This is a genomic window from Clostridium sp. AM42-4 (genome assembly GCF_003480105.1).
Classification (GTDB): domain Bacteria; phylum Bacillota; class Clostridia; order Lachnospirales; family Lachnospiraceae; genus Brotaphodocola.
Map to the genome: position 1 here is coordinate 250054 of NZ_QUIK01000003.1, position 23398 is coordinate 273451.

The following is a 23398-nucleotide window of genomic DNA, read 5'->3' on the forward strand; positions in this document are numbered from 1 at the left end:
TTTCATTGTTTTTTTCTGTATCCTGCGGTAAGATTGTTACATAGAAAAATTGACGTCAAGGGAGGATATAAACATGGCTTGTACAACAATTCTTGTAGGAAAACAGGCATCTTATGATGGTTCTACCATGATCGCCCGGAACGATGATTCCGGATCCGGTCATTTCACCCCGAAAAAATTTGTGGTGATCCATCCGGAGGACCAGAAGCGTAGCTATTGCTCAGTATTGTCCCATGTGGAAGTGGAACTTCCGGATCATCCGTACCAGTTTACGGCAGTGCCGAACGCGGTGAAGGGAAAGGGGATCTGGGCGGCCAGCGGCGTAAATGAAAAGAACGTGGCTATGACTGCCACTGAGACCATCACGTCCAATCCCCGGGTGCTTGGCGCAGATCCTCTGGTGGAATACCAGCCTGCGGAGGACGGGAAAGAGGAAGTGCCGGGCGGCATCGGTGAGGAAGATATTGTATATCTGGTGCTTCCTTACATCAACAGTGCTAGGGAAGGTGTGCTTCGCCTGGGAAGTCTTCTGGAGACCTACGGAACCTATGAGAAGAATGGCATTGCATTCCAGGATCAGGATGAGATCTGGTGGCTGGAGACCATTGGAGGGCATCACTGGATCGCAAAGAAAGTTCCGGATGATCGGTATGTGGTGATGCCGAATCAGTTTGGTATGGATGAATTTGATCTGGAAGATGCGTTTGGTGCGAAAAAGGAACATCTTTGCTCTGCGGATTTGAGAGAATTTATTGCAAAAAATCATCTGGACCTGAGACTAGATGAGGAAAGTATCTTTTGCCCGCGCGATGCATTTGGAAGCCATACGGATTCCGATCATGTTTATAATACGCCGCGCGCATGGTACATTGAGCGCTGCCTGAATCCACATACCTTTACCTGGGATGGGGTAGATGCCGAGTATGGCCCAGAGTCGGATGATATCCCATGGAGCCTGGTGCCGGAGAAAAAGCTGACCGTGGAGGATGTTAAATACGTGCTTTCCACCCATTATCAGGGCACACGGTATGATCCGTATGTCCATAGCGGAGATCTTTCGGAGCGCGGCAAATACCGTGCGGTTGGCATTAATCGAAATGACTTTGTGGCTGTGATCCAGATGCGCCCGGATCAGCCGGAGGATGCGGCTGTAATCCAGTGGCTGGCCTTTGCCTCAAACGCATTCAATGTACTGGTGCCGTTTTATGCACGTGTTTCGGAGACACCGGAGTATCTTGCCAATACGACCAAAGAAGTTTCTACTGATAACTTTTACTGGAACAGCCGCCTGATCGCAGCCATGACCGATGCTTCCTACGGAAAATCCATTGTCCATGTGGAGCGTTACCAGCTGGCGGTTCAGTCGGATGCGTATGCAATTCTGCATAAGTACGATGCGCTGATGGAGCAGACTGAGGATGCACAAGAACGCCGGATCCTGCGGGAAGATGCAAACCGTGAGATCGCACAGATGTTAAAGAAAAAGACGGCAGATACCCTGGATAAGGTTCTGTTTGAATTGAGCAGTCAGATGAAGAATGCTTTTTCCAGATCGGATAACTAGTGTGCAAAGAAATCTTGTTTGGAGTGCAGGATCGAATTGGGGAAAAGTGTATGAATGAGAAAGAACTTCGCTATATGAAATGCATCGCGGAGGCAGGAAGTATCCAAAAAGCAGCGGTTCTGCTTCGGAAGAATCCTTCTTCCTTAAGTCGTGCGGTGCACCGTGTGGAGGAAGATATGGATATTATCCTTTTTAAGCGGACTCCAGAGGGGCTGCGGCCGACGCAGGAGGGAGAATTGTACCTTCAGGCGGCGGGAGAGATTCTTTCCATGTATGATGAGTTAAAAGAAAAATAGGATGATATAGCAAAAATAGATGGTGGCAGCAGTTCATCAAATGATTGAAAAGCCGATATCTGTAAAAAAATCCAATCGGCGAAGTATTACACTTCGTCTGGCTGGATTTTTTCTTTTAGAAAACGGATAAATTCTTTTGCACACCGGGAAAGCGGGCGTCCGTCTGGGTAGCCGATGACCAGCTTCCAGGATGCGTTTAATGACGGATCCAGTGGATAGCAGGCGAGGTTTTCAACACCGGAAAAAAGATTCAAATAAGAATGCGGGAGAAAGGTGATCCCCATACCGGCAGCAGCCAGGCGTTTGGCTGTTTCCATATTTTTTGTGGTATAGCGGATATTGGGTTTGATGGAGAGCTGGGACAGAATCGAGTCTGCTACCTGCCGCAGCTTTTGTCTGCTTGCTACCATGAGGAAAGGTTCTTGTTCCAACGCTTTCAGATCGTAGATGCTTAAAGTGCGGTAGTCTGGAAATTGGTATTTATGGGCAAGCGTAAGCGGCATGACCAGATAGAAGTCATCTTCGGCTAACAGATCATAGTGGATGGCTTCATTGGGTGTTTCGTAGTGCATGACAGAAAAATCGAGTTTTCCGGACAGCATCAGTTTGTCCAGTTCCGTGGAGTTGTTTTCTTTAAACTGTACGGTAATGTCCGGATAAATCTGCTGGAAAGCAGGAAGGATCCTGGGCAGAAGATAGGCGCCAAGATTGAATGGAATGCCAAAAGTCAGGCTTCCCTTACGCAGCTGGCGGTATTCCTCCAGATCGGTTTCCAGCTTCCTGTATCGGTCCAGGATATTTCTTGCAGTTTTCAGATAATGCTCTCCGAATGCAGTAGGAACCAGGCCTTCCTGGGTACGCGAAAAGATCCGGGTGTCAAATTCCTGCTCGACTTTATTTAAAGATTCGCTGAGAGATGGCTGGGAGATAAAGAGCTCCTGTGCAGCTCTTGTGATAGTTCTGTGTTCTGCAATGGTAAGCATATAGAGCAGTTCGTTTTGTGTCATGGAGAAACCTCCGGATATTCTGGGATGATATGGCTGGCATATGGTGCGACAGCAGTGTATGGTCATGCTATAGTTTGTATATTTCTGTAGTTTAGTTTACCACACATCATGCAAAATTCCTATATGAGATATGCTGATTTATGTATTTTACCTATGAATAACTCCATGTTAAGATAAAGCCATAACAAACAACGAGCATTCATGGAGGGAAAATCATGGAGAAGAATGTAGAGAACGTAAAAGCTGCACAGGAAAAATTCGGGGAGCTGATCCAGTCCGAGTTTGAGCGCATTGAGCGTATGAAAGCAGATAACGAGGTGACCGACTTCGATAAGCTTAAGAAGATCGTGATTGGTGTACTCCCGGGCGATGGCATTGGTCCGATCATCATGAAGCAGGCACTTCGCGTATTAAATGATCTGCTGGCACCGGAAATCGCAAGCGGCCGTATTGAGATCCGCGAGATTGAGGGCATGACCATTGAGAACCGTGCCGCAAAGCTGCAGAGCCTTCCGGATGATGTATTCGAAGAGATCAAAAAATGCAACGTCCTCATCAAAGGACCTATGGTTACCCCGCGTGCCGGCGAGCCGTGGCCGAACCTGGTATCCGCAAACAGCCTGCTGCGCCGTGGCCTCGAGCTGTTCGCAGCAGTCCGTCCGATTAAGATTCCGGACAAGAACATTGACTGGACCTTCTTCCGCGAGAACATTGAGGGTGAGTACATCTGGGGCAACAAGGGCATTCAGGTCAATGATGACCTGGCGGTTGACTTTAAGGTACAGACCAAACAGGGAAGCGAGCGCATTGCAAGAGCTGCCTTCGAATTTGCAAGAAAGAACGGCAAGAAGAATGTGACCATCGTAACCAAGGCAAACATTGTAAAGCTGGCTGACGGCAACTTTATCAAGGCTGTCCGCAAGGTTGGTGAGGAATATCCGGAAATCGAGATCCAGGAGCGTCTGGTTGATGCAATGTGTGCAAAGATGCTGGATCCGGAGTTCAACAAGGGCATCGAGGTTGTGGTTCTGCCGAACCTGTATGGCGATATCGTAACCGATGTAGCTGCAGAGCATCAGGGAGGTCTGGGAACCGCTTCTTCCTCCAACCTGGGCAACAAGTATGCGATGTTTGAGGCAATCCATGGAACTGCTCCGTTCCTGATCAACCATGGCAGAGGCGATTACGCAGATCCGTGTTCCCTGATCCGTGCAGCTGGCATGCTGATGGCTCACATCGGTTATGCTGACCGCAAGGCAGTCCTGGACAAGGCTCTGGATATCTGCACCATTACCGAGCGTAAGAAGGTGGTTACCACCGATGTGGATGGCGCAAGCGCAGCAGAGTTTACCGATTACCTGTTAGAGACCATCGATAAGATCAAATAATTCGAGTCTTCGTGTTCCTATCCCTTCTTAAGAAAGCCTGCCGATTTTTTTCGGCAGGTTTTCTGCGTTATTTTTCGTTCCTTTTTTCTACGGCCTGTGTTATAGTATTAGATAAGAAACAAATTTACATGAAATTGGAAGTGGATGGAATGAATGAAGCACGAAATGCAACCTCTGTGATCTGTTCGGCTTATGACAGCTTTTTTGAGGCAGAGAAGAAGATTGCAGATTTTCTGATCGAGCATAAGGCAGAGGCAGCCGGAATGACGGTGGGAGAGCTGGCCAGGGCCAGCCAGACCAGCGACGCTACGGTGTCCCGGTTCTGCCGCCGCTGTGGGTTTAAGGGATTCCAGGATCTAAAACTGGCGCTGACCCGGGAACTTCTGGAGGAGGCACACCGGGAACAGGAGGTCACCAATGAGATTGACCGTCATGATCTGGACCAGTCGTTAAAGAACATTCTGGCGAATAAGGTGGCGGAACTGACCGAAACAGTCCGGATGATGGACACAGACAATCTGGAAGCAATTTTACAAAAGCTGGAGCATGCACGGCTTGTACAGCTGGCAGCGGTGGGTAACACGCTCCCGGTGGCGCTGGACGGAGCGTTCAAATTCAGCCAGCTTGGAATTACGGCAGTGGCAGAAACAATCTGGGAAGCACAGACGGCTTATGCGTTTAATCTGGGGCCGGAGGATGTGGTGCTTATCATTTCCAACTCTGGTACCTCCAACCGTCTGCAGATTCTTGCGCAAGGCGCGAAAGAAAATGGTGCTGCGGTCATTCTGATCACCAACAACCCGGAGTCTCCGCTGGCAAAGATGGCAGACTACCGCATCATCACGGCCACCCGGGAAAAGCTCTTTACCGAGGAGTTCTGGTTTTCCCGTGTTGCGGCTACGGCAGTCATGGAAATTCTGTATCTTCTCCTGATGGCAGGCATGCCGACGGCAGCCGGTCATGTGCGCCGGCATGAAAAAGCAATTTCTGCGGATAAACAGATGGAAAAACGGAAAGAATAGCATAGATATATTACACAAAAGAAAGATGGTATTCCTGTATATGGAGACCATCTTTTTGTGTTAAATGCTGAAAATTGGCGTGAAAATGAGTTTCACAAAAAACACTATTGACGAAAATTAAAAATCATATTATGATTGATTCAACGATAAGAAATATATTTTCTTAAAACTAAGGAGAGATGACATATGATTTACACAGTAACCTTTAATCCGGCTCTGGACTATGTGATCGCTGTGGATCATTTTGCACCGGGCCAGATCAACCGGACAAAGGAAGAAACCATGGTCTGCGGAGGGAAGGGCATTAATGTTTCAGCGCTGCTTGCAAACCTGGGCTATGAGAGTACAGCTCTTGGGTTTGTAGCCGGATTTACCGGAGAGGAGATTGTGAGGCGATGTCAGAAAGCCGGTTTTCATTCTGACTTTATCCGCGTAAAGGAAGGTCTGTCACGCATCAATGTGAAGATGAAATCAGATGAGGAGACCGAGATCAACGGCATGGGGCCGGACATCACCGGAACGAATGTGGAGCTTTTGTTCGAACAGCTGAACGAGCTGAAAGCCGGAGATATTCTGGTGCTTTCCGGAAGTATCCCGTCCAGTATCCGCAGCAGCATTTACAAGGAGATCATGGAACGTCTTCAGGGCCGCGGCATTCAGATCGTGGTGGATGCGGAGAAAGCGCTTCTGATGGAGGTGCTTCCGCTTCATCCGTTTCTGATCAAGCCGAATAACCATGAGCTGGAGGCAATGCTTGGCAGAACACTTTCCACAAAAGAAGAAGTCCTGGAAGGTGCAAAAGAGCTGCAGGCATTAGGCGCCCGCAATGTTCTGGTGTCTATGGCCGGGGACGGGGCAGTGCTCCTGACAGAAGACGGAGCTGTTTACAGAGAGGGTGTCTGCCGCGGAACTGTAGTAAATTCCGTAGGAGCAGGGGATTCCATGGTAGCCGGTTTTCTGGCAGGATACCTGAAAACAGGAGATTATGGTTATGCCTTAAAGCTTGGCACGGCCAGCGGAGGAGCGACTGCCTTTTCGCATGGAATCGGCAGCCGGGAAAAAATCATGGAACTGTTCACGCAGCTGAATAAAAAATAGGGGGAGAAAAAGATGCGAATTACAGAATTGCTGAAGCAGGAAAGTATTGGACTGAATGTATCTGTATCCACAAAAGAAGAAGCGATTGACAAGCTGGTAGATCTCATGGCGGCCGGAGGACGGCTGAAGGACAAGGCCGGATATAAGGAAGGAATCCTTGCAAGAGAAGCACTTGGCAGTACCGGCATTGGCGGCGGCATTGCAATTCCGCATGCCAAGGTGGAGGCAGTAAAGGAGCCTGGACTGGCAGCTATGGTGGTGCCGGCAGGTGTTGATTATGAGGCGTTTGACGGTTCTTTGGCAAATATCCTGTTTATGATCGCGGCACCGGCGGAGGGCGCGGATGTGCATTTGGAAGCACTTTCCAGACTTTCCACACTGCTGATGAATCCGGACTTCATGGAAGGACTGTTAAAGGCGGAATCCAAGGAGGCCTTTTTAAAGGTGATTGATGATGCGGAGACCGCAAAATTTGGTGCAGAGGAAAAGAAAGAAAACGACGAAAAAAAGAAAGCTGCAGGTTATCGTGTTCTGGCAGTTACCGCCTGTCCGACCGGCATTGCTCACACCTATATGGCTGCAGAGAGCCTGGAAAATATGGCAAAGAAGCTTGGCGTTTCCATTAAGGTGGAGACTGACGGATCCGGTGGTGCCCAGAACGTGCTGACAAAGGCCGAGATCGACTCTGCTGAGGCTATCATCGTGGCCGCGGACAAGAATGTCGGCATGGCGCGTTTCAACGGAAAATCTGTGATCCAGGTCCCGGTCGCAGATGGCATTCATAAGGCAGAGGAGCTGATCAACCGCGCGGTAAGCGGCAGTGTTCCGGTTTACCACCATCAGGAGGATGGCGGCGAAAGCAGCACTTCTGATGAGGGAAAGGACAGCATCGGACGTACGATTTATAAGCACCTGATGAATGGCGTATCTCATATGCTTCCGTTCGTGATCGGCGGCGGAATCCTGATCGCGCTGGCCTTCCTGCTCGATGATTATTCGATTGATCCTTCCAACTTTGGTAAGAATACACCGCTTGCAGCATACTTAAAGACCATCGGTGAGCAGGCCTTCGGTATGATGCTTCCGATCCTTGCCGGTTTCATTGCCATGAGCATCGCAGACCGTCCTGGCCTTGCAGTCGGCCTGGTGGCTGGCCTGATCGCGAAGATGGGATGCACATTCGCAAACCCGGCAGGCGGCGATGTGAACGCCGGATTTTTAGGAGCATTGTTTGCAGGCTTTGCAGGCGGTTATCTGGTGCTCGGTTTAAGAAAGCTGTTCTCAAAGCTGCCGAAATCCTTAGAGGGCATTAAGCCGGTCCTTCTGTATCCGGTTATCGGTATTTTCCTGGCAGCAGTGGTGACCACCTTTATCAACCCATATATGGGCATGATCAATGATGCGCTTACTGCCTTCTTAAACGGAATGAGTGGTACCAGCCGTATTCTGCTCGGAATGCTGCTCGGCGGCATGATGTCCATCGATATGGGCGGTCCGTTCAACAAGGCAGCCTATGTATTTGGAACGGCACAGCTGGCAGAGGGCAACTTTGAGGTGATGGCCTCTGTTATGGCAGGCGGTATGGTTCCTCCGATCGCCATTGCCCTGTGCACCACCTTTTTCAAGAAGAAATTTACCGAGAAAGAACGCCAGTCCGGCATTGTAAACTACGTGATGGGACTTTCCTTCATTACAGAGGGTGCCATTCCGTTCGCAGCTCAGGATCCGCTTCGTGTGATTCCGTCCTGTGCGATCGGAGCAGCAGTGGCAGGAGGTCTGTCCATGGCATTCGGATGTACGCTCAGGGCACCGCACGGCGGCATGTTTGTCCTGCCGACGATCGGCAATCCGCTTATGTATCTGGCGGCGGTGGCTGTCGGTTCCGCAGTGGGCTGTGTGATCCTGGGATTTTTAAAGAAGGACGCGGCGTCATAGGAGAGCAGGAAGCCTCCTGGTCTGGAAATATAGGGAGTATTTGCAGATAAAAAAACAGAACAAAAGAAAGAGAAGAGCCTGGCCCAGGGGAGAAATGGTCAGGCTCTTTTTTGGTGTAAAAACTAAAAATATGATCCTTATAAGACAGATAACGTTTCATTGTCTCACATAAATTGTCAACAATCGACAATTAACTATTTACAATTCCGAAATAAAACGATAAAATAGATTGAATAAATATGAAAAGGAGAAGAATCATGTCAGACAAAAACAAGATTACATGGGGTACGCTTGCTCTTATGGCATTCTCGACTGTATGGGGTTTTGGGAACATCGTAAACGGATTTGTTTATTTCAACGGTGTCCAGGTTATTTTCAGCTGGCTTTTGATGTTTGCACTGTATTTTATTCCGTATGCCCTTATGGTGGGAGAACTTGGATCTGCTTTTAAGAAGACCGGAGGCGGTGTCAGCGGCTGGCTCCATGAGACCACAAATGCAAAGCTTGCCTACTATGCAGGCTGGACCTACTGGGCATGCCACATCACCTACATTGCAAGTAAATCCAGCGGCGGTTTAAAGGCGTTAAGCTGGGCGGTGTTCCGCAATGCCTAGACATACGATACCCTGCCGACGCATATGGTACAGATCGCAACCCTCGTGGTATTCCTCATCGGCTGCTATGTAGCCAGCAGAGGTTTAAATCCGCTTAAGAAAATGCTTACCCTGGCAGGTACCACGACCTTTGTAATGTCCCTGCTCTATATCTTCATGATGCTGGCAGCTCCGGCTATCAACCCGGCTGCGGAGTATACACATGCGGACTTTTCCATGAAAGGACTTATCCCGCAGTTTAATTTAGGATATGTGACATCTATCTCTATCCTAGTATTTGCCGTGGGCGGATGTGAAAAGATCTCACCGTATGTAAACAAGGTTGAGAATCCGAGCAAGGGCTTCCCGAAGGGCATGATCGCCCTGGCCGGAATGGTTGTCATCTGCGCGATCCTCGGCACCCTTGCGATGTCCCGCATGTTTGATCCTGCTGTCATCAATGCCAGCGAGGAAAGCTTCAACAACTATGCAGCAAACGGTTCCTACTGGGCCTTCCAGAAGCTTGGACAGTATTATCATGTCGGGGATACATTCCTGATCATTTACGCACTGTGCAATGTGGTCAGCCAGTTTGCTGTTCTCGTATTAAGCATCGACGCACCGCTCCGTATGCTTCTTGAGAACGAGAATACCCAGCAGTTTATCCCATCCGCACTGAAGAAAACCAATCAGTATGGTGTTCACAGCAATGGTATCAAGATGGTAGTTGTCCTTTCCGGTGCCATTATCCTGGTACAGTCCTTTGTTCCGGGTGCTGCAGCGGTGCTTCGCCAGCTGACCAAGCTAAACTCTGTCTGTATGCCGATGCGTTATCTTTGGGTGTTTGTGGCCTACATTGCCCTGCGGGGAGCAATCGACCGCATTCCAGCGGAGTATCGTTTCGTAAAGAACCAGGCAGTAGCCAAGTTCTTTGGCGGCTGGTGCTTCTTTGTAACTGCGGCCAGCTGTCTCCTTGGTATGTATGATAAGAATCCGTTTACCTTTGCGTTGAATGTCATCACTCCGGTAATCCTGACGGCTCTGGGTCTGATCCTTCCTCAGATCGCAAAGCGTGAGCAGGCAGAAAAATAACATATTGCTTTAGCAGATAAGGTGGAATTTCAGACGTGAAAAACGTATGAATTCCACTTTACTTGTTTAACGCGTTGTGGTACAATGACACAAACAATATGACGGCGTAGACACAAAGGAAAATGCGGAAAGCAAGGAAAATTATGGGCAGACTGGATTATCGGACATTAAGAGAAAACGTGCTGGACGAGATTAGAATGAAGATCCTGCGGGGGGAGCTTGTTCCGGGAGAAAGAATTGTAGAACAGGAGCTGGCTTCGGAATTTGGTGTCAGCCGCGGACCGGTGCGTGAGGCCCTGCGCCAGATGGAAGAGGAAGGTCTTATAGAATATGCCCGCAATGCCGGCTGTTCGGTACGCCAGATCGGACCGGAAGATATCTATGAAATTTACTATATGCGGGCAAATTATGAGATGATGGCGGTGAAGCTGTATGGAAGTCCCTTTCCAGAAGAGACGCTGATGCGGATGCGGCAGATCCTGGAGCAGATGATGCAGCTGGACTGCAGCGCTTATCGGGAAGTGTTTGAGCTGGATAACCGCTTTCATGAACAGATTATGGATTTGGTGTCGTTTCAGCGGCTGAAAAAAGCCTGGGAAGATTTGAGCTATGGGAATATCGTGATCGGTTACAATCTGTTTGTAAACCGGAATGATGTGACCGGGATTCAGTACCGGATTCATGAGAAGCTTCTAAAGGTCTGCCAGGGCGGAAATCTGGAAGAAATAGTTTCGGCGATCCTGGATCATTACCTGTTCGGGCTGAAAAAACTGATCGGCAAAATGAAAGAACAAGATGGCCAGGAGACAACTGCAGACACACAGGAAAGTGCGTGACAGAAACAGATACCGGACTGTATAAAAAAGAAAGATAAAAAAGGAACGTCATCGGGATATGCCCGTTGATGTTCCTTTTTTTGCTATCGGAATCTAATATCTGCTGGAACCGGCAGTTACAACACGGGAACCGCCTTCGGTTCTGGTTTCCTGCGTGGTCTGGCTGTTTGGTTTTTTGTTCTGATTATTTGCCTCATCGCCAATGGTGAAGGAGTTTGCGGTATCCACATGGGTGGTACAGGTTCCGTTTGCATTGAAGGTGTAGGAAATACCGTTGATGGTGCGGGTGGTTCCTGCATACATGACACCGGTAGACGGATCAAAGTAGTAGGTGTTTCCATTGACATTCTGGAAACCGGTCTGCATCTTGCCGTCGGTTCCGAATAAGTACCAGCTGTCTCCGATTGGCATAGCCACGTTCAGTGCGCATTTGCCGGATTCCGGATAGAAGTAGTAGCGAGAGCCGGAGATAGTTCTCCAGCCGGTCCACAGGGAACCATCATCGCTCATATAATAGTAATCCTGATCCAGATGGAGCCAGCCTGTTACAAGGCTGCCATCGGAGAGCGCATAGTAATATTTGTCGGAAGCGGTGTCGTGGATCAGGCCGTTGGCCAGGGAACCGTCTGCCTGATAGTAGTAAAGCTTTCCGTTAGCTTTGGTCACTCCGGCTGCATAGGCGGTCATGCAGCTTCCAAACAGCATGGTTCCTGCAAGTCCTGCAAAGAGTGCTGCTTTTATCTTGTGATTCTTTCTCATCTCTGAAATCCTCCGTTTATGTAAAATTTTTTTGTTTCTATTATAAACCATGGAACCGTTCCAAGGTCAAGTATTTATGCCTGGTTATCCTTTTGATCATTCCAACTGGTTATTGATAATAATAAAAACAGGACATTTTACATTATGATATAAATGCCGTATAGTAAAGATAACAAAAAACAGGTAGGAAATCTGAAAGGAGTTGTCGGTTATGTATATGAAAAAATATCCCTGCGTGTATATGCGCGGCGGCACAAGCAAGGCAGTATTCTTCCATGAGAAGGATCTTCCGGAGGACAAAAGTCTCTGGGATGAGATTTTTCTGAAAGTCATGGGAACACCGGATGTAAAGCAGATCGATGGTATGGGAGGAACGGTTTCCTCAACCAGTAAGATTGCCATCATTTCTCCGTCTGACCGGGAGGATGTGGATGTCAACTACACCTTCAAACAGGTTGATATCGTGATCCCGCGTGTGGATGGAAGCGCAAACTGCGGCAATATCTCTTCTGCAGTCGGACCGTTTGCCATTGATGAAGGACTGGTTAAGCCAGTTGAGCCGATTACCGTAGTAAGAGTATTAAACACCAACACCAACAAGATCATCGAGGAGCATGTGCGGGTAGAAGACGGACATGCCATGGTACACGGCGATGAGGTCATCAAGGGGGTTCCGGGAACCGGATCCCGCATCGATATGTACTTTGAAGACCCGGCTGGTTCCAAGACCGGAAAGCTGTTCCCGACCGGAAACAAGCGTGATATCTTCGATGTTCCGGGATATGGCGAGATTGAAGTGACCGTACTGGACTGCTCTAACCCGATGGTATTTATCCGGGCAAAAGATCTGGGAATCAAGGGAACCGAGCTGGTGGAATTAAACCAGAATAAAGATGTGATGGAGCACATTGAGCGAATCCGCTGCATCGCTGCACAGAAATGTGGCTTTGTAGAGAACTGGGAGGACGCAAGAACGAAATCCACCTCCGCACCGAAGGTTTCCATCATTTCCGAGCCGCAGGATTACACCGACATGGACAAAAACGAAGTAAAAACAGAGTCCATGGATATCTGCTGCCGGGCAATTTCCGTAGGATCCCTGCACAAAGCTTATCCGATGACCGTTGCAGTCGGAACCGGGGCAGCAGCAAGAATCCCGGGAACCATTGTCAACGAGATCGCGAAACCGGCACCGGATCAGGATATCATTAAGATTGGTCATTCCAGCGGCGTGACGGAAGTTGACGTCAAGATGGACGGCGAGCGTGTCATCAAGGGCGGTGTGACCCGTACCGCAAGACGGATTATGGACGGCTGGGTTTATGTCAGAGACTGATGCAGCCCGAAGCACCGACAAAATCCATTACTGTATGCGTAATGTGTAAAAAATGCATTTGGAAAACGGAAAACCGGTCCACATTCGTTTGGAAAATGAAAGGAGAATATTCGCATGGTAACCTTACATGAAAGAAAACAGTATATTGTAAATAACGATCATATCGCAACCGCAGAGGAGACTGCAAAGCTTTCTGCTGAAGAAGGCAAGAAACAAACCCTGACCTATCAGGTGCTGGAAAAGCACAATCACTCTGTTTTGTGTCACAGTAAGACGGATACCCGTAATCAGAAAATGAAGCTGATTGCGGGTATTCGTTTTATTCTACAAAATACTTACCAAAAATCTGGCAGGCTTTGGAAGTAGCTCCTTTCTGTGAAAAAACAATGCCAAGCTCTATATTGTGTTTTCCAGGGAGTAATGGTAAATAAATAAGTTCCGGTGCCAGATGACTGAGTGCTGCGGATGAAAATGCGAGAGCGTTCTCACTTCGGACAACAGCAGTGGCAAGCAGCGGTGATAACTCCGTTGGATAAGCAATGGGATGTATGTTGTAATCGCGAAATAATTTGCGTGCTGTGTAACCCAATGCCATATCGGGTGGACTGAAGACAAATGTATAATTTCCAATCGCAGAAAGCGGAATACCGACGATGCCGGATTTGGGATCTTTTTCTGCAATTTTTAATATCGGGTGATCGGGAGAGCAAATCAGTTTTACTTCATCAGCACGCCGGAGTATGATATCTTCCTCTTTCAGCACCGTAAATGGTAGAGACAGTAGTGCCATATCAAGATTTCCGTTTAGAATTTCATATTCCAGCTGACGGCTTGTTTTTTCTGTGATAGATACAGAAATGCCGGGATATTGTGTATGAAAACGCCGTAGAATGTCTGGTAAAAGATAAACTCCGCGGTAAGTGCTGATTCCAAATTGGATAGTTCCTTTGACAAGATGATTTAGCTCGCATAGTTCATTTTTAGCTATATGGAATTCCTGCAGCATATGGCGGGCATGCACAAGGAATTGTTCTCCGGATGCGGTTGGAATAATTCCCCGTGGTGTGCGGATAAACAGGGTTGTCCCGAGTTCGGATTCTAATTGACGGATGAAATGACTCAGACTGGATTGAGCCATAAAAAGCCTTTCTGCTGCTCTGGAAATATTTTTTTCGTCGGCAAGCGTAATAAGATAATCTAATTCCTTAAAATCCATAATACCTCCGCGATATCGAAAATATCTATAATAACTATATGATAATATAGATTGTATCGAATTTAAAGACAGTATAAAATAAAATGCAGAAAAAGACAAGGCTGATCAAAGTAACTTGGAGGTGTGAAATGAGCTGGATCAAAATACCTTATGGGAATCATTATCAGGAGGCAGAATTGCCGGATGATCTGAATGTGGAGATTATAGATCCGCCGCAGAAAAAAATAGAGACAGATGTTGTAGCGTGCATTGAAGATGCGCTGGATCATCCAGTTGGATCGCCAAAGTTGGAAGACATGGTTGCGAGCGGACAGAATATTGTAATTCTTGTAAACGATCAGACACGGCCGGGACCTAATGCAGAGATGGTTGGACGGATTCGGGCACGACTGAAACGAAAAGAAATTGCAGATGGAAATATCACGATTGTGATTGCTACCGGAAGTCATAAAGGCCCGGATTCGAAACAGTTACATAAATTGTTGGGAGGATTGGAAGAAAAGCTTAAGGTTCATGTTCATGACTGTGAAGATGGAGATCACATTTACGTAGGAACAACAAAATTGCTGGATGTTCCCATCTATTTAGACCGTATTGTAGCGGAGGCAGATTTTATCATTACTACAGGATTGATCTCGCCACATCAGTCTGCTGGTTATTCTGGGGGACGAAAGAGCATTGTTCCAGGAGTGGTCAGCCTCGAAACATTAAAAATCCATCATTCTCTGAAAGTCCGGCCCTATGAACCTTCTGTTGGGTTTTATGATGGCAATCCATTTCATGAAGTGGCGAAAGAAGCAGCAAACATGGTGCATGCTGGATTCATGCTGAATGTCATACAGGATCCGCATAAGCAGATTGTAGGCGCAGTGGCTGGAAATTTGGAAAAAGCGCATGCAGCAGGTGTGGAGATTTGTAGAAAAAAGAATTTGATCGATGTGCATGGGTGTGCGGATCTGATCATTACCAGTCCGGGCGGGGCACCAAGAGATATTGATCTGTGGCAAAGTCAAAAAGCGTTGTCAGTTCCGGAGATGATCTGTGTACCAGGCGAAACGACGTTTATTCTTGTTGCAGAAGCAAAGAATGGAATTCCACAGATGTTTGTAGATTGGATGAGAAGTGCTGACTCTCCACAGGATGTGATTGATCGTTATCGGAAGGAAGGGTTTGGAATTGGAAGTAACAAAGCATTTATGTATGCGAGATGTATGCTGAAGGGACGGATTATTCTGGTGAGTGAGGGAATGACTGCAAGCGAGGCGCATCAGGTAAAAATGGAGCATGCAGGTAATTTGCAGAGTGCGATTCAAATGGCATTAGAGACAAAAAAGCCAAGAAAAGTAATTGTTCTGCCACGGGCAGTGAATATGATACCAAATATGATAGAAGGAGGAGAAAAGTTATGATTTCCATGAAAGGGGCATGTGATCTTCACATTCATACCGCACCGGATATTTTTACAAGGATTGCTGATGATGTGGAGACCGCAACGGTATGCAGAGATGCAGGGATGAAAGCAATTGTATTGAAATGTCATGCAGATACGACGATGACTCGTGCGTGGCACACACAGAATCAGGTGCCAGGAATCCGGGTCTACGGAGGAATTGTTCTGAATCTGAATGTGGGTGGAATCAATCCTGCTGCAGTCGATGTGGCGTTGAAAATGGGTGCAGTTGAGGTTTGGATGCCAACCTATCATTCACTGGCACATTATCAGGCAACCGGACTGATGGGAGGATATGGTCACCAGGGTGCAGATGTAAAGACCAGTTATCCGGTAAAGCCAATTACGATTCTGGATGAACAGGGAAATCTGATTCCGGAGGTTTATCAGATACTGGAATTGGTGAATCAGCATGATGCAATCATAGGAACCAGTCATTTAGGTGCAGATGAGGCCATGAAGTTGATTCGTGCGGCACGCGAGGTTGGATGCAAGAAAGTAGTTTTGACACATCCGTTTTTTAATCCACCAAAATGCACGGTAGAACAGGTAAAAGAAGCAGTGGATCTTGGTGCATTTGTGGAGTTTTGTTCCGGCAATGCGCTTAGTCCGATTCCGGCACCGATTTCTCTGGACATTTATAAAGAGGTAATCGAATGCTGCGGAGCAGACCAGTTGATCATATCAAGTGATACCGGGCATCCAAGAAAAACCATGGCTCCGGAGACGAGCAGAATGTTTGCGCAGAGCCTGACCTATAAAGGTGTGAAAGAGGCAGATCTGGATCGGATGCTGAAAGAAAATTATCATAAGCTGATCGAGTTTGAAGATTGATTTTAAACATGTTTTGTGCAAAACATAACGAAGCGGTCTGGTAATTCTGCCAGACCGCTTCGTTGCAAAGAATACAAATATATTTTATTTAAAAGTAATACAAACCGGGCTTCCGGTCGGAATAATATTCAAGGTCGGAATCAACTGAGCAGTCACCGGATCAAAATTAAATTCGATGATGGTATCGCTGTCCTCGTTTGCTATATAACATTTTCCGTTTGGAGCGAAACAGAAGAAACGCGGTGTTTTTCCAAGGCAAGGATAAAATCCGGTGTTTTTTAAATAACCAGTGTGTGTATCAATGTGATATACAGCAATACTGTCTGTGTAGCGATTGGAGACAAGAACAAATTCTCCGCTTGGATCAATCATAACCTCACTGGCGTCAGAGTAGGAAGTAATGGTTTCAGGAACCGTGGATAATTCCTGAAGTGCTTTCATTTTTCCGGCATTTTCATCAAACTGGAAGTAGAGAACCTTGTCGCCTTTTTCTTCACACATGTACAGCCAGCGATTGTTTGGATGCATTGCAGCATGTCGCGGTTCGTCCCAGGTTCTTGCCATAAAACGATCAGTTTCCGTAAGTTCGCCCGTTTCATGGTTGTATTTTAATGCACGCATTTGGCCATAACCATTTACGCGACCCTGCGCACAGGCAAAAATGTAATTTTTCTTTTGATCCCAAAGACACTGGTGAACGGTAGAAACCTTGCCGGCTTCTTTTCCTTCATAAGTGAAGGTGGAAACAATTTCTCCAAGTGAGCCATCCAAGTTGCGTTTTACCGTATAAAGGGTTCCGCCCTGAAGGGTCGCGATGATAACATGCTTGTTTTCTGCATCGACAGTAATATCAACTGGATTTTTTCCACCGATATCGATGGTATTTAAGTGTTTTAAAGTGCCGTCTTCCTTAATTTCATAAGAAGAAGCAAGTGTTAGGTCCCCATGGACGCTGTAAAGATATTTCTTTTCCAGATCCAGACATTGATAGCTTGGATTTGCTTCGGTATAGAGACACTGTTTTTCAGTCCAGTGTCCTTCTGGTGAGATTTCATACACAACCAGACCATTTCCTCTGGCGTTGCGTTCTTTTGTGGTGCGGCAGCCAACATATGCGTACTTCATGAAATAAACCTCCTCAATCATTCAATGTTAGTTTGATTATATCTGAAAAAATAAACAAAGTAAAATTCTAAAAATCAATAAGAGTAATAATGAAAAAACTATGATTTTGTTTAAAATGGCTAGAATATATAGGAAAAACCAATGAAAAGTATTAAAATTTAATATTTTACAATATGGCAATTTTTTGCAATAATAATGAAAACAGACGAAGGGAGAATTACCTATGACAGAATTAAGAGAACTTGCAAGGTTTGTGCATGATCTGAAATGGGAAAATGTGCCGGACGATGTAAAAGAAACAACAAAAAAAGTTCTGATTGACTCAGTTGGTGTTGGAGTCGGTGCATGTAGGAATGAGCAGAATGTGAATATCATTCGCGAATTCACGAAACTTTGCAATGACCATACGGTGAGCATCTGGGGGCAGAAAGAAAAAACATCCTTATTTCAGGCTGTGTTTTTAAATGCTCTGGAAGGGCATACACTGGAGATGGACGATGTGCATACTAGATCTAAAACACACATTGGAACGGTTGTCACGCCTGCGGTATGGAGTGTGGCGGAGTATGAAAAAAAGAACGGGCAGGAACTTCTGCTTGCAGAATTATGTGGGTATGAAGTCACAGCCAGAATCGGAATGGCATTAGGGGTGTCTGCTCACAGAAATCTGGGATGGCATGCAACTTCTACGGCTGGTGTTATTGGTGCTGCTGCAGCATGCGCAAAGCTCTTGAATCTGAGCGAGGATGAGATTGTATATGCTATGGGTATGGCAGCACAGGAAGCTGGTGGAACCTGGGCATTTCTGGGTGATGGCGCAAGCTGCAAGATTTTGAATCCGGCAACGGCAGCATGCACAGGAGCCAAATGTGCGTATCTTGCAAAGGCAGGGATGACAGGACCGGAACATGTGTTAACAACAGAAGATGGCGGAATGCTTGCAGCTATGTCAAACGGATACGATGTTAGCAAGGTATCTGCAAACCTTGGAACCATTTGGGAAGTAAAATATATGGATAATAAACCATATCCTTGTTGCCGCAGTACACATTGCACCATCGATGCTTCTCTTTATCTGATGGAACATGATGGAGTACGGCCTGAACAGATTGATCATATTGAGGTATATACCTATCTGGTCGGAAACAAGCAGTGCGGTATGAGCGACGGAAGTATTCATCCAACCAAGGCTGTGGAGGCAAAGTTCTCAACACCATTTACAGTAGCCACTGCTCTTTTATATGGAAGAGTAACGCTGGAAGAATTTACACAGGATAAAATTGATGATCCCAAGGTTCAGGAACTTCTGAGCCATGTAAAGGTAATTACGGATGATACATTTACCAGTCGCTACCCGGATCATTGGGGATGTCGGGTCGTGGCGTACTTAAAGGACGGCAGCAGGCATGAGGCAACCATACCAGACGCTTCGGGCAGTACGGATAATCCCCTTACGACACAACAGCTCACCGCTAAGATCAAGGGTATTTTGCTTCGAGTCATGGATGAAACAAAAGCAGAGGAAACTATGGAATATCTGCACAATATTGAGATGGTATCGGAACTTCGTTCTGTATGATTTTGAAAATTTTATGCTGCGATTGACTAATATATAGAATAATAAAGAAATTAATGTTTTCTTTATATCATTTTGACTATACCATTCATAGAAATTATGTATTTGAAAAAGTTCATCATAAAAAGTATAATAAAGTCACAAGTTGCAAATACAAATTTTTAAGAAAAACAAACAAATTATACAATGTGGAGGGAATGTTACATGAAAAAAGCATTATCAGTTATGATGGCAACAGCAATGGCAGCAGCAGCTCTGACCGGATGTGGTGGAGGAAGCTCCAGCTCGTCTGAAACTCAGGCACCGGCTGCCAACGGGGGTGCAGCAGAAACCAAAGCAGCTGCGGCAAGCGGTGAAAAAGCAGAAGATGTTTTTTGGACCGTTATGGCATGCCCGTCAAGCTCTGCATTATATCCGTTCTGGGTATCCATTGGCGAAGGTATCCCGAGCGTATTCCCACAGTACAAGATCACAGTATCTGAAGGACAGGGTGCAGTTGCAATTACCAAGGCAGTGAGAAATGGTGACGCAGATCTTGGAAACTCCGTATCTGCTACTGACTATGAGAGCTACAACGGTATCGGAAGCTTTGAAGGACAGCCGAGCAAAGATTCCCGTATGCTTTTCTACTATGAGGTTACCGGCGAGATGATGTGCGTGAGCAAAGACTCCGGAATCACAAAACTGGCTGATTTAAAGGGTAAGAAGTTCTGTCCGGGCGGTACCGGTACTTCTGCAGAGAGCATTTTCAAAAACATCTGTGACCTGTTTGACTGTGCACCGGATTACTTCACAGCAAGCCAGAGTGACTCCGCAGATGCTTATGCAAACCGCGAGATCGTTGGTACTGTAAAACTTGGACCGGTGGTAGATTCCTACGTTATGCAGCTTGATGCATCTATCCCGATCGATATCATTGACCTCTCCGAGGACGAGATCGCAAAGATTCGTGAGAAATATCCATACCTGATTGAAGTTGATATCCCGGCAGGCACCTATGATGGTGTTGATCATGACGTACATACCGTTGGTACTCCGCAGGGATGTCAGACCACTACCGCAGTTTCCCAGCAGGATGGTTACAATGTATGTAAGGCTGTATTCGAAGATGCAAAAGAAAAATGGCAGGCAGCATATCCGGTTGGCGCAGAGAACGATCTTGTAGAGCTGACTCTGTCTTCCTCCATTCCGTTACATGCAGGCACCGTTCAGTATCTGACCGAGATTGGCGTAGATGTACCAGAAGAGTTAATTCCAGAGGAATATGTCCCGGTTCAGTAATGCAATTTGATACCAAAAATAAATGATCGCAGCTCTTTTTAAGAGCTGCGACCACTTTAAGGAGAGATAACATGAGAAAACTTAATGGATTCTGGAAACACTTCATTACGTTCATGTCTGTCGCACTGGTGCTTTTTCAGATCTATACGGCAGGTTTTGGCGTATTCCCGGATATCGTTCAGCGAAGCGTGCACCTGTTCTTCGTACTTGGAATGATTTATATCCGCAAGCCGATCAAAAAGGGTGTAGCAATGGATCATGTGCCGATTTATGATATTATATGTTGCATTCTCTGCCTGGTCTGCACCGGATATCTGATTACGATTTATGACAAGATTCTGTGGGATCCGTCTCAGTGGATCAGCACTGCAGATAAAGTTTTTGCAGTTATTCTGGTTATTCTGATTCTGGAAGCAAGCCGCCGGGCAGTAGGTCTTACATTCCCGATCATGGCTATTTTCTTCCTGTTCTATGCAATGAGAGGACAGTTGTTCCCTGGTACCTGGGCACATAAAAACTTTACATTTAATCAGGTATTCTGGATGCTGTATCATACCACAAACGGTATCTGGGGTCAGATGGTTGGTCTGTCTGCTGGTATGCTGGCTATGTTCGGTATTTTTGGCGCAGTTCTTTCTATCACTGGCGGTTCCCAGACTTTTATTCACATTGCTCAGAAGCTGACCGGTAAGGCAACCGGCGGTCCTGGCAAGGTTGCGCTGATCGCATCTGGTCTGTTTGGAATGATTTCTGGTTCCGCAATGGCAAACGTTGTTGCTACTGGTACCTTTACCATCCCGATGATGAAGGATGAGGGTTACGACAAAGAGTGGTCCGCTGCAATCAGTGCAGTGGGTTCCTGCGGCGGTCAGTTGATGCCTCCGATCATGGGTTCTGCAGCATTCATTATGGCACAGCTGATTGGCGTTCCATATATGAGCATTGCAAAAGCAGCATTACTGCCTGCAATCCTGTATTATCTTGGCGCTTTTGTTGCAATTCATTATATCAGTAAACGCCTTGGCATTAAGGGTAGAGGTGTGGAGGCAAAACTTGGCAAGATTGAGCTTGCAATTATCTTTATCCCGCTTGGTGTTTTCGTTGGATTCCTGGCTATGGGCTATACAGTTACCAAAGCAGCTTTCTGGGCAACCATCATTGGTGTTGCAACTGCCGCAATCTGCTACTTTATTCAGAAAGATGCAGATGCTGTTAAGAAGACAGGAAAACTGTGCATGGATGTATGTACAGAAGGCGCAGGAAGCATTTTAAGCATGGCAGGCCTGTTAGCTGGAGCCCAGATTTCTATCGCGCTGATTTCTCAGACTGGTTTTGGCGTAAAATTATCTTCCATGATCGTATCCATCGGTCAGGGACATCTGTTCCCATGTCTGGTACTTTCCATGGTAGTATGCTTTATCCTTGGTATGGGTCTTCCGCCGACAGCAGCATATGTTCTCGCAGCATCCATCCTTGCACCGGCCCTGATCACACTCGGTCTTCCGGATTTGGTGGCGCACTTGTTCGTATTCTACTTCTCCACGATTGGTGCAATTACACCTCCGGTTTGTGCAGCAGTATTTCTTGCATCCGGTATTGCGGATTCCAACTGGCTTAAGACAGGATTCCTTTCCGTACTGCTTGCAATTCCGGCATTCCTGGTTCCGTTCACCTTTGCTTATGATGAAGCTCTGATGCTGAATGGTGGCGTAAGCGATATCGTAATCTGCACGGTAACTGCAGTGATTGGTGTATTCTTTATGGGTATTTCCATTGCGGGTTATCTGAAGAAAGATATGAACATGATTATCCGTTTGATTATGTTCCTGGGTGGTGTATGCATGTTCACACCAAGCATGATCGCTTCTGTTGTAGGTATCATTATTTGTGCAGTAAGCTATGTGATGGCTGGAGGCTTTACAAAGAAAGCGGCTGCAGCATAAGTACAGTTTTGTATTAAAAAAGAAATAACAAAGAAATAACAAAGGCAGAGTTTGTGGTCTGATCCGCGGACCCTGCCTTTGCTACATAAAAAAATAAAATTCATAATTACGGAGGCTAAGGTTATGGGACGTTTGACGGGAATTATTGATATGCATATTCATTCTGCACCGGATATCCGCCAGAGAAAGCTGGATGATCTGCAGTTAATGGAAGCTGCAGTGGAACGTGGCGTGAGAGCAATTGTGATTAAATCGCACATGGTACCTACAGCAGACCGCGCAACATTGGTCAATAAGATTCGGCAGGAAAAATATCCGGATTCAGATTTTCAGATGTTTGGCAGTCTGGTTATGAATCTGCCGGTTGGTGGTATCAATCCGTGGGCCGTAGAAGCTTCCATCAAATTAGGTGCGAAGGAAATCTTTTTACCAACCATGACAGCAGAAAATCATTGCAGAAAAGAAAACAAAGAGCATTTCGTCTCTGTTGTAAAGGATGGAAAAATCGTAGAACCGTTAAAGGATGTGTTTCAGCTAGTGAAGGATTATGACGTTGCTTTAGGAACAGGTCATATCTCACCATCTGAAATTTTTACTGTGGTAGAAGCTGCAAGAAATGCAGGCGTGAAAAAAATCATTGTAACGCATCCGGAGTTCCACATTGTTGGTATGAGTCTGGAAGAAGAAAAACGTATCGTGAAGGATTACGATGTTCTTTTGGAAAAGGTATATGCTCAGCCAATTGGTGGCGGTGTATATAAAAAAAATCTCCCGGACAATGTGGCTCATATGAAAGAAATCGGATGTGAGCATTTTATTGTTTCTACAGATGGCGGACAGATGCAGAATCCAGAATGGTACAATACCATTGCAGGATATATTGATTATCTGTATGACAGTGGATTCAGTCAGGAAGAAATTGATGTCATGACAAAGAAAAACCCGGGAAGAATGCTTGGAATCGAGTAAACGGAACACGGACATTTGTAATCTGACGGATAGACCAGAATGCAGATGTCCGTTTGCTATTTTTTTATGGCCCCTCTA

General features: G+C 46.4%; 19 protein-coding genes and 1 pseudogene. 16 read left to right on the forward strand and 4 right to left on the reverse strand.

Going from position 1 to position 23398, the window contains the following annotated elements; all coding sequences use genetic code 11:
• Positions 1-73: 73 nt before the first annotated feature.
• Both DW922_RS04010 and DW922_RS04015 read left to right on the forward strand, forming a co-directional pair.
• Positions 74-1564 (forward strand): C69 family dipeptidase, encoded by a 1491-nt coding sequence (locus DW922_RS04010; protein WP_118725873.1) that lies wholly within the window; start codon positions 74-76, stop codon positions 1562-1564.
• Between the two features lie 50 nt (positions 1565-1614).
• Positions 1615-1860 carry a LysR family transcriptional regulator gene (locus tag DW922_RS04015; protein WP_118719619.1) on the forward strand — a complete coding sequence of 82 codons (246 nt, stop codon included), beginning with the start codon at positions 1615-1617 and terminating at the stop codon, positions 1858-1860.
• Between the two features lie 86 nt (positions 1861-1946).
• Here DW922_RS04015 and DW922_RS04020 read toward each other — a convergent pair whose 3' ends face one another.
• A complete protein-coding gene (locus tag DW922_RS04020; RefSeq protein WP_195714995.1) occupies positions 1947-2867 on the reverse strand; it encodes a LysR family transcriptional regulator in 921 nt (306 codons plus the stop codon).
• A gap of 215 nt (positions 2868-3082) precedes the next feature.
• Between DW922_RS04020 and DW922_RS04025 the strand changes: the two genes are divergently transcribed.
• The 6 genes and pseudogenes from DW922_RS04025 (at position 3083) to DW922_RS04050 (ending at position 10831) form a co-directional block, all read left to right on the forward strand.
• Positions 3083-4255, forward strand: coding sequence for an isocitrate/isopropylmalate family dehydrogenase (locus DW922_RS04025; RefSeq protein WP_118725875.1), 1173 nt, complete (start codon positions 3083-3085; stop codon positions 4253-4255).
• A gap of 149 nt (positions 4256-4404) precedes the next feature.
• Complete coding sequence (locus DW922_RS04030; protein ID WP_118725907.1) at positions 4405-5277, forward strand: MurR/RpiR family transcriptional regulator; 873 nt, start codon at positions 4405-4407, stop codon at positions 5275-5277.
• A 186-nt stretch (positions 5278-5463) separates the two neighbouring features.
• Complete coding sequence (gene pfkB / locus DW922_RS04035) at positions 5464-6375, forward strand: 1-phosphofructokinase (protein WP_118725876.1); 912 nt, start codon at positions 5464-5466, stop codon at positions 6373-6375.
• Between the two features lie 12 nt (positions 6376-6387).
• The gene (locus tag DW922_RS04040; protein ID WP_118725877.1) at positions 6388-8310 is read left to right on the forward strand and encodes a fructose-specific PTS transporter subunit EIIC; all 1923 of its coding nucleotides are present in this window, start codon (positions 6388-6390) and stop codon (positions 8308-8310) included.
• A 257-nt stretch (positions 8311-8567) separates the two neighbouring features.
• Positions 8568-9995: pseudogene (locus DW922_RS04045) on the forward strand (amino acid permease).
• A gap of 143 nt (positions 9996-10138) precedes the next feature.
• On the forward strand, positions 10139-10831 hold the full coding sequence (locus DW922_RS04050; RefSeq protein WP_118725878.1) for a GntR family transcriptional regulator: 693 nt from the start codon (positions 10139-10141) through the stop codon (positions 10829-10831).
• Positions 10832-10924: 93 nt separating this feature from the next.
• Here DW922_RS04050 and DW922_RS04055 read toward each other — a convergent pair whose 3' ends face one another.
• Positions 10925-11590, reverse strand: a complete 666-nt coding sequence (locus DW922_RS04055; RefSeq protein WP_195714996.1) for a hypothetical protein — start codon at positions 11588-11590, stop codon at positions 10925-10927.
• Between the two features lie 211 nt (positions 11591-11801).
• Here DW922_RS04055 and DW922_RS04060 point away from each other — a divergent pair, with 211 nt between their 5' ends.
• Both DW922_RS04060 and DW922_RS04065 read left to right on the forward strand, forming a co-directional pair.
• Positions 11802-12926, forward strand: coding sequence for a PrpF domain-containing protein (locus DW922_RS04060; RefSeq protein ID WP_118725880.1), 1125 nt, complete (start codon positions 11802-11804; stop codon positions 12924-12926).
• A 114-nt stretch (positions 12927-13040) separates the two neighbouring features.
• A complete protein-coding gene (locus DW922_RS04065) occupies positions 13041-13292 on the forward strand; it encodes a hypothetical protein (protein WP_118725881.1) in 252 nt (83 codons plus the stop codon).
• On the opposite strand, the gene DW922_RS04070 is transcribed toward DW922_RS04065, so the two are convergent.
• A complete protein-coding gene (locus tag DW922_RS04070; RefSeq protein ID WP_118725882.1) occupies positions 13246-14142 on the reverse strand; it encodes a LysR family transcriptional regulator in 897 nt (298 codons plus the stop codon). The two genes, DW922_RS04065 and DW922_RS04070, sit on opposite strands and share 47 nt — an antisense overlap.
• 128 nt (positions 14143-14270) lie before the next feature.
• On the opposite strand from DW922_RS04070, the gene larA reads away from it, so the two are divergent.
• Positions 14271-15551 (forward strand): nickel-dependent lactate racemase, encoded by a 1281-nt coding sequence (larA, locus tag DW922_RS04075; RefSeq protein WP_118725883.1) that lies wholly within the window; start codon positions 14271-14273, stop codon positions 15549-15551.
• Entirely contained in the window at positions 15548-16426 is an 879-nt protein-coding gene (locus DW922_RS04080; RefSeq protein ID WP_118725884.1) for a DUF6282 family protein, read from the forward strand. Before larA ends, DW922_RS04080 begins: the two co-directional genes overlap by 4 nt.
• A gap of 84 nt (positions 16427-16510) precedes the next feature.
• On the opposite strand, the gene DW922_RS04085 is transcribed toward DW922_RS04080, so the two are convergent.
• A complete protein-coding gene (locus DW922_RS04085; RefSeq protein ID WP_118725885.1) occupies positions 16511-17572 on the reverse strand; it encodes a beta-propeller fold lactonase family protein in 1062 nt (353 codons plus the stop codon).
• 202 nt (positions 17573-17774) lie between these two features.
• Between DW922_RS04085 and DW922_RS04090 the strand changes: the two genes are divergently transcribed.
• The 4 genes from DW922_RS04090 to DW922_RS04105 all read left to right on the forward strand — a co-directional run bounded on the left by DW922_RS04090 (position 17775) and on the right by DW922_RS04105 (position 23320).
• The gene (locus DW922_RS04090) at positions 17775-19130 is read left to right on the forward strand and encodes an MmgE/PrpD family protein (RefSeq protein WP_118725886.1); all 1356 of its coding nucleotides are present in this window, start codon (positions 17775-17777) and stop codon (positions 19128-19130) included.
• Positions 19131-19331: 201 nt separating this feature from the next.
• On the forward strand, positions 19332-20408 hold the full coding sequence (locus tag DW922_RS04095; protein WP_182436848.1) for a TAXI family TRAP transporter solute-binding subunit: 1077 nt from the start codon (positions 19332-19334) through the stop codon (positions 20406-20408).
• A 71-nt stretch (positions 20409-20479) separates the two neighbouring features.
• Entirely contained in the window at positions 20480-22351 is a 1872-nt protein-coding gene (locus tag DW922_RS04100) for a TRAP transporter fused permease subunit (protein WP_118719647.1), read from the forward strand.
• 123 nt (positions 22352-22474) lie between these two features.
• Positions 22475-23320 carry a DUF6282 family protein gene (locus DW922_RS04105; RefSeq protein WP_118725887.1) on the forward strand — a complete coding sequence of 282 codons (846 nt, stop codon included), beginning with the start codon at positions 22475-22477 and terminating at the stop codon, positions 23318-23320.
• Positions 23321-23398 lie beyond the last annotated feature (78 nt).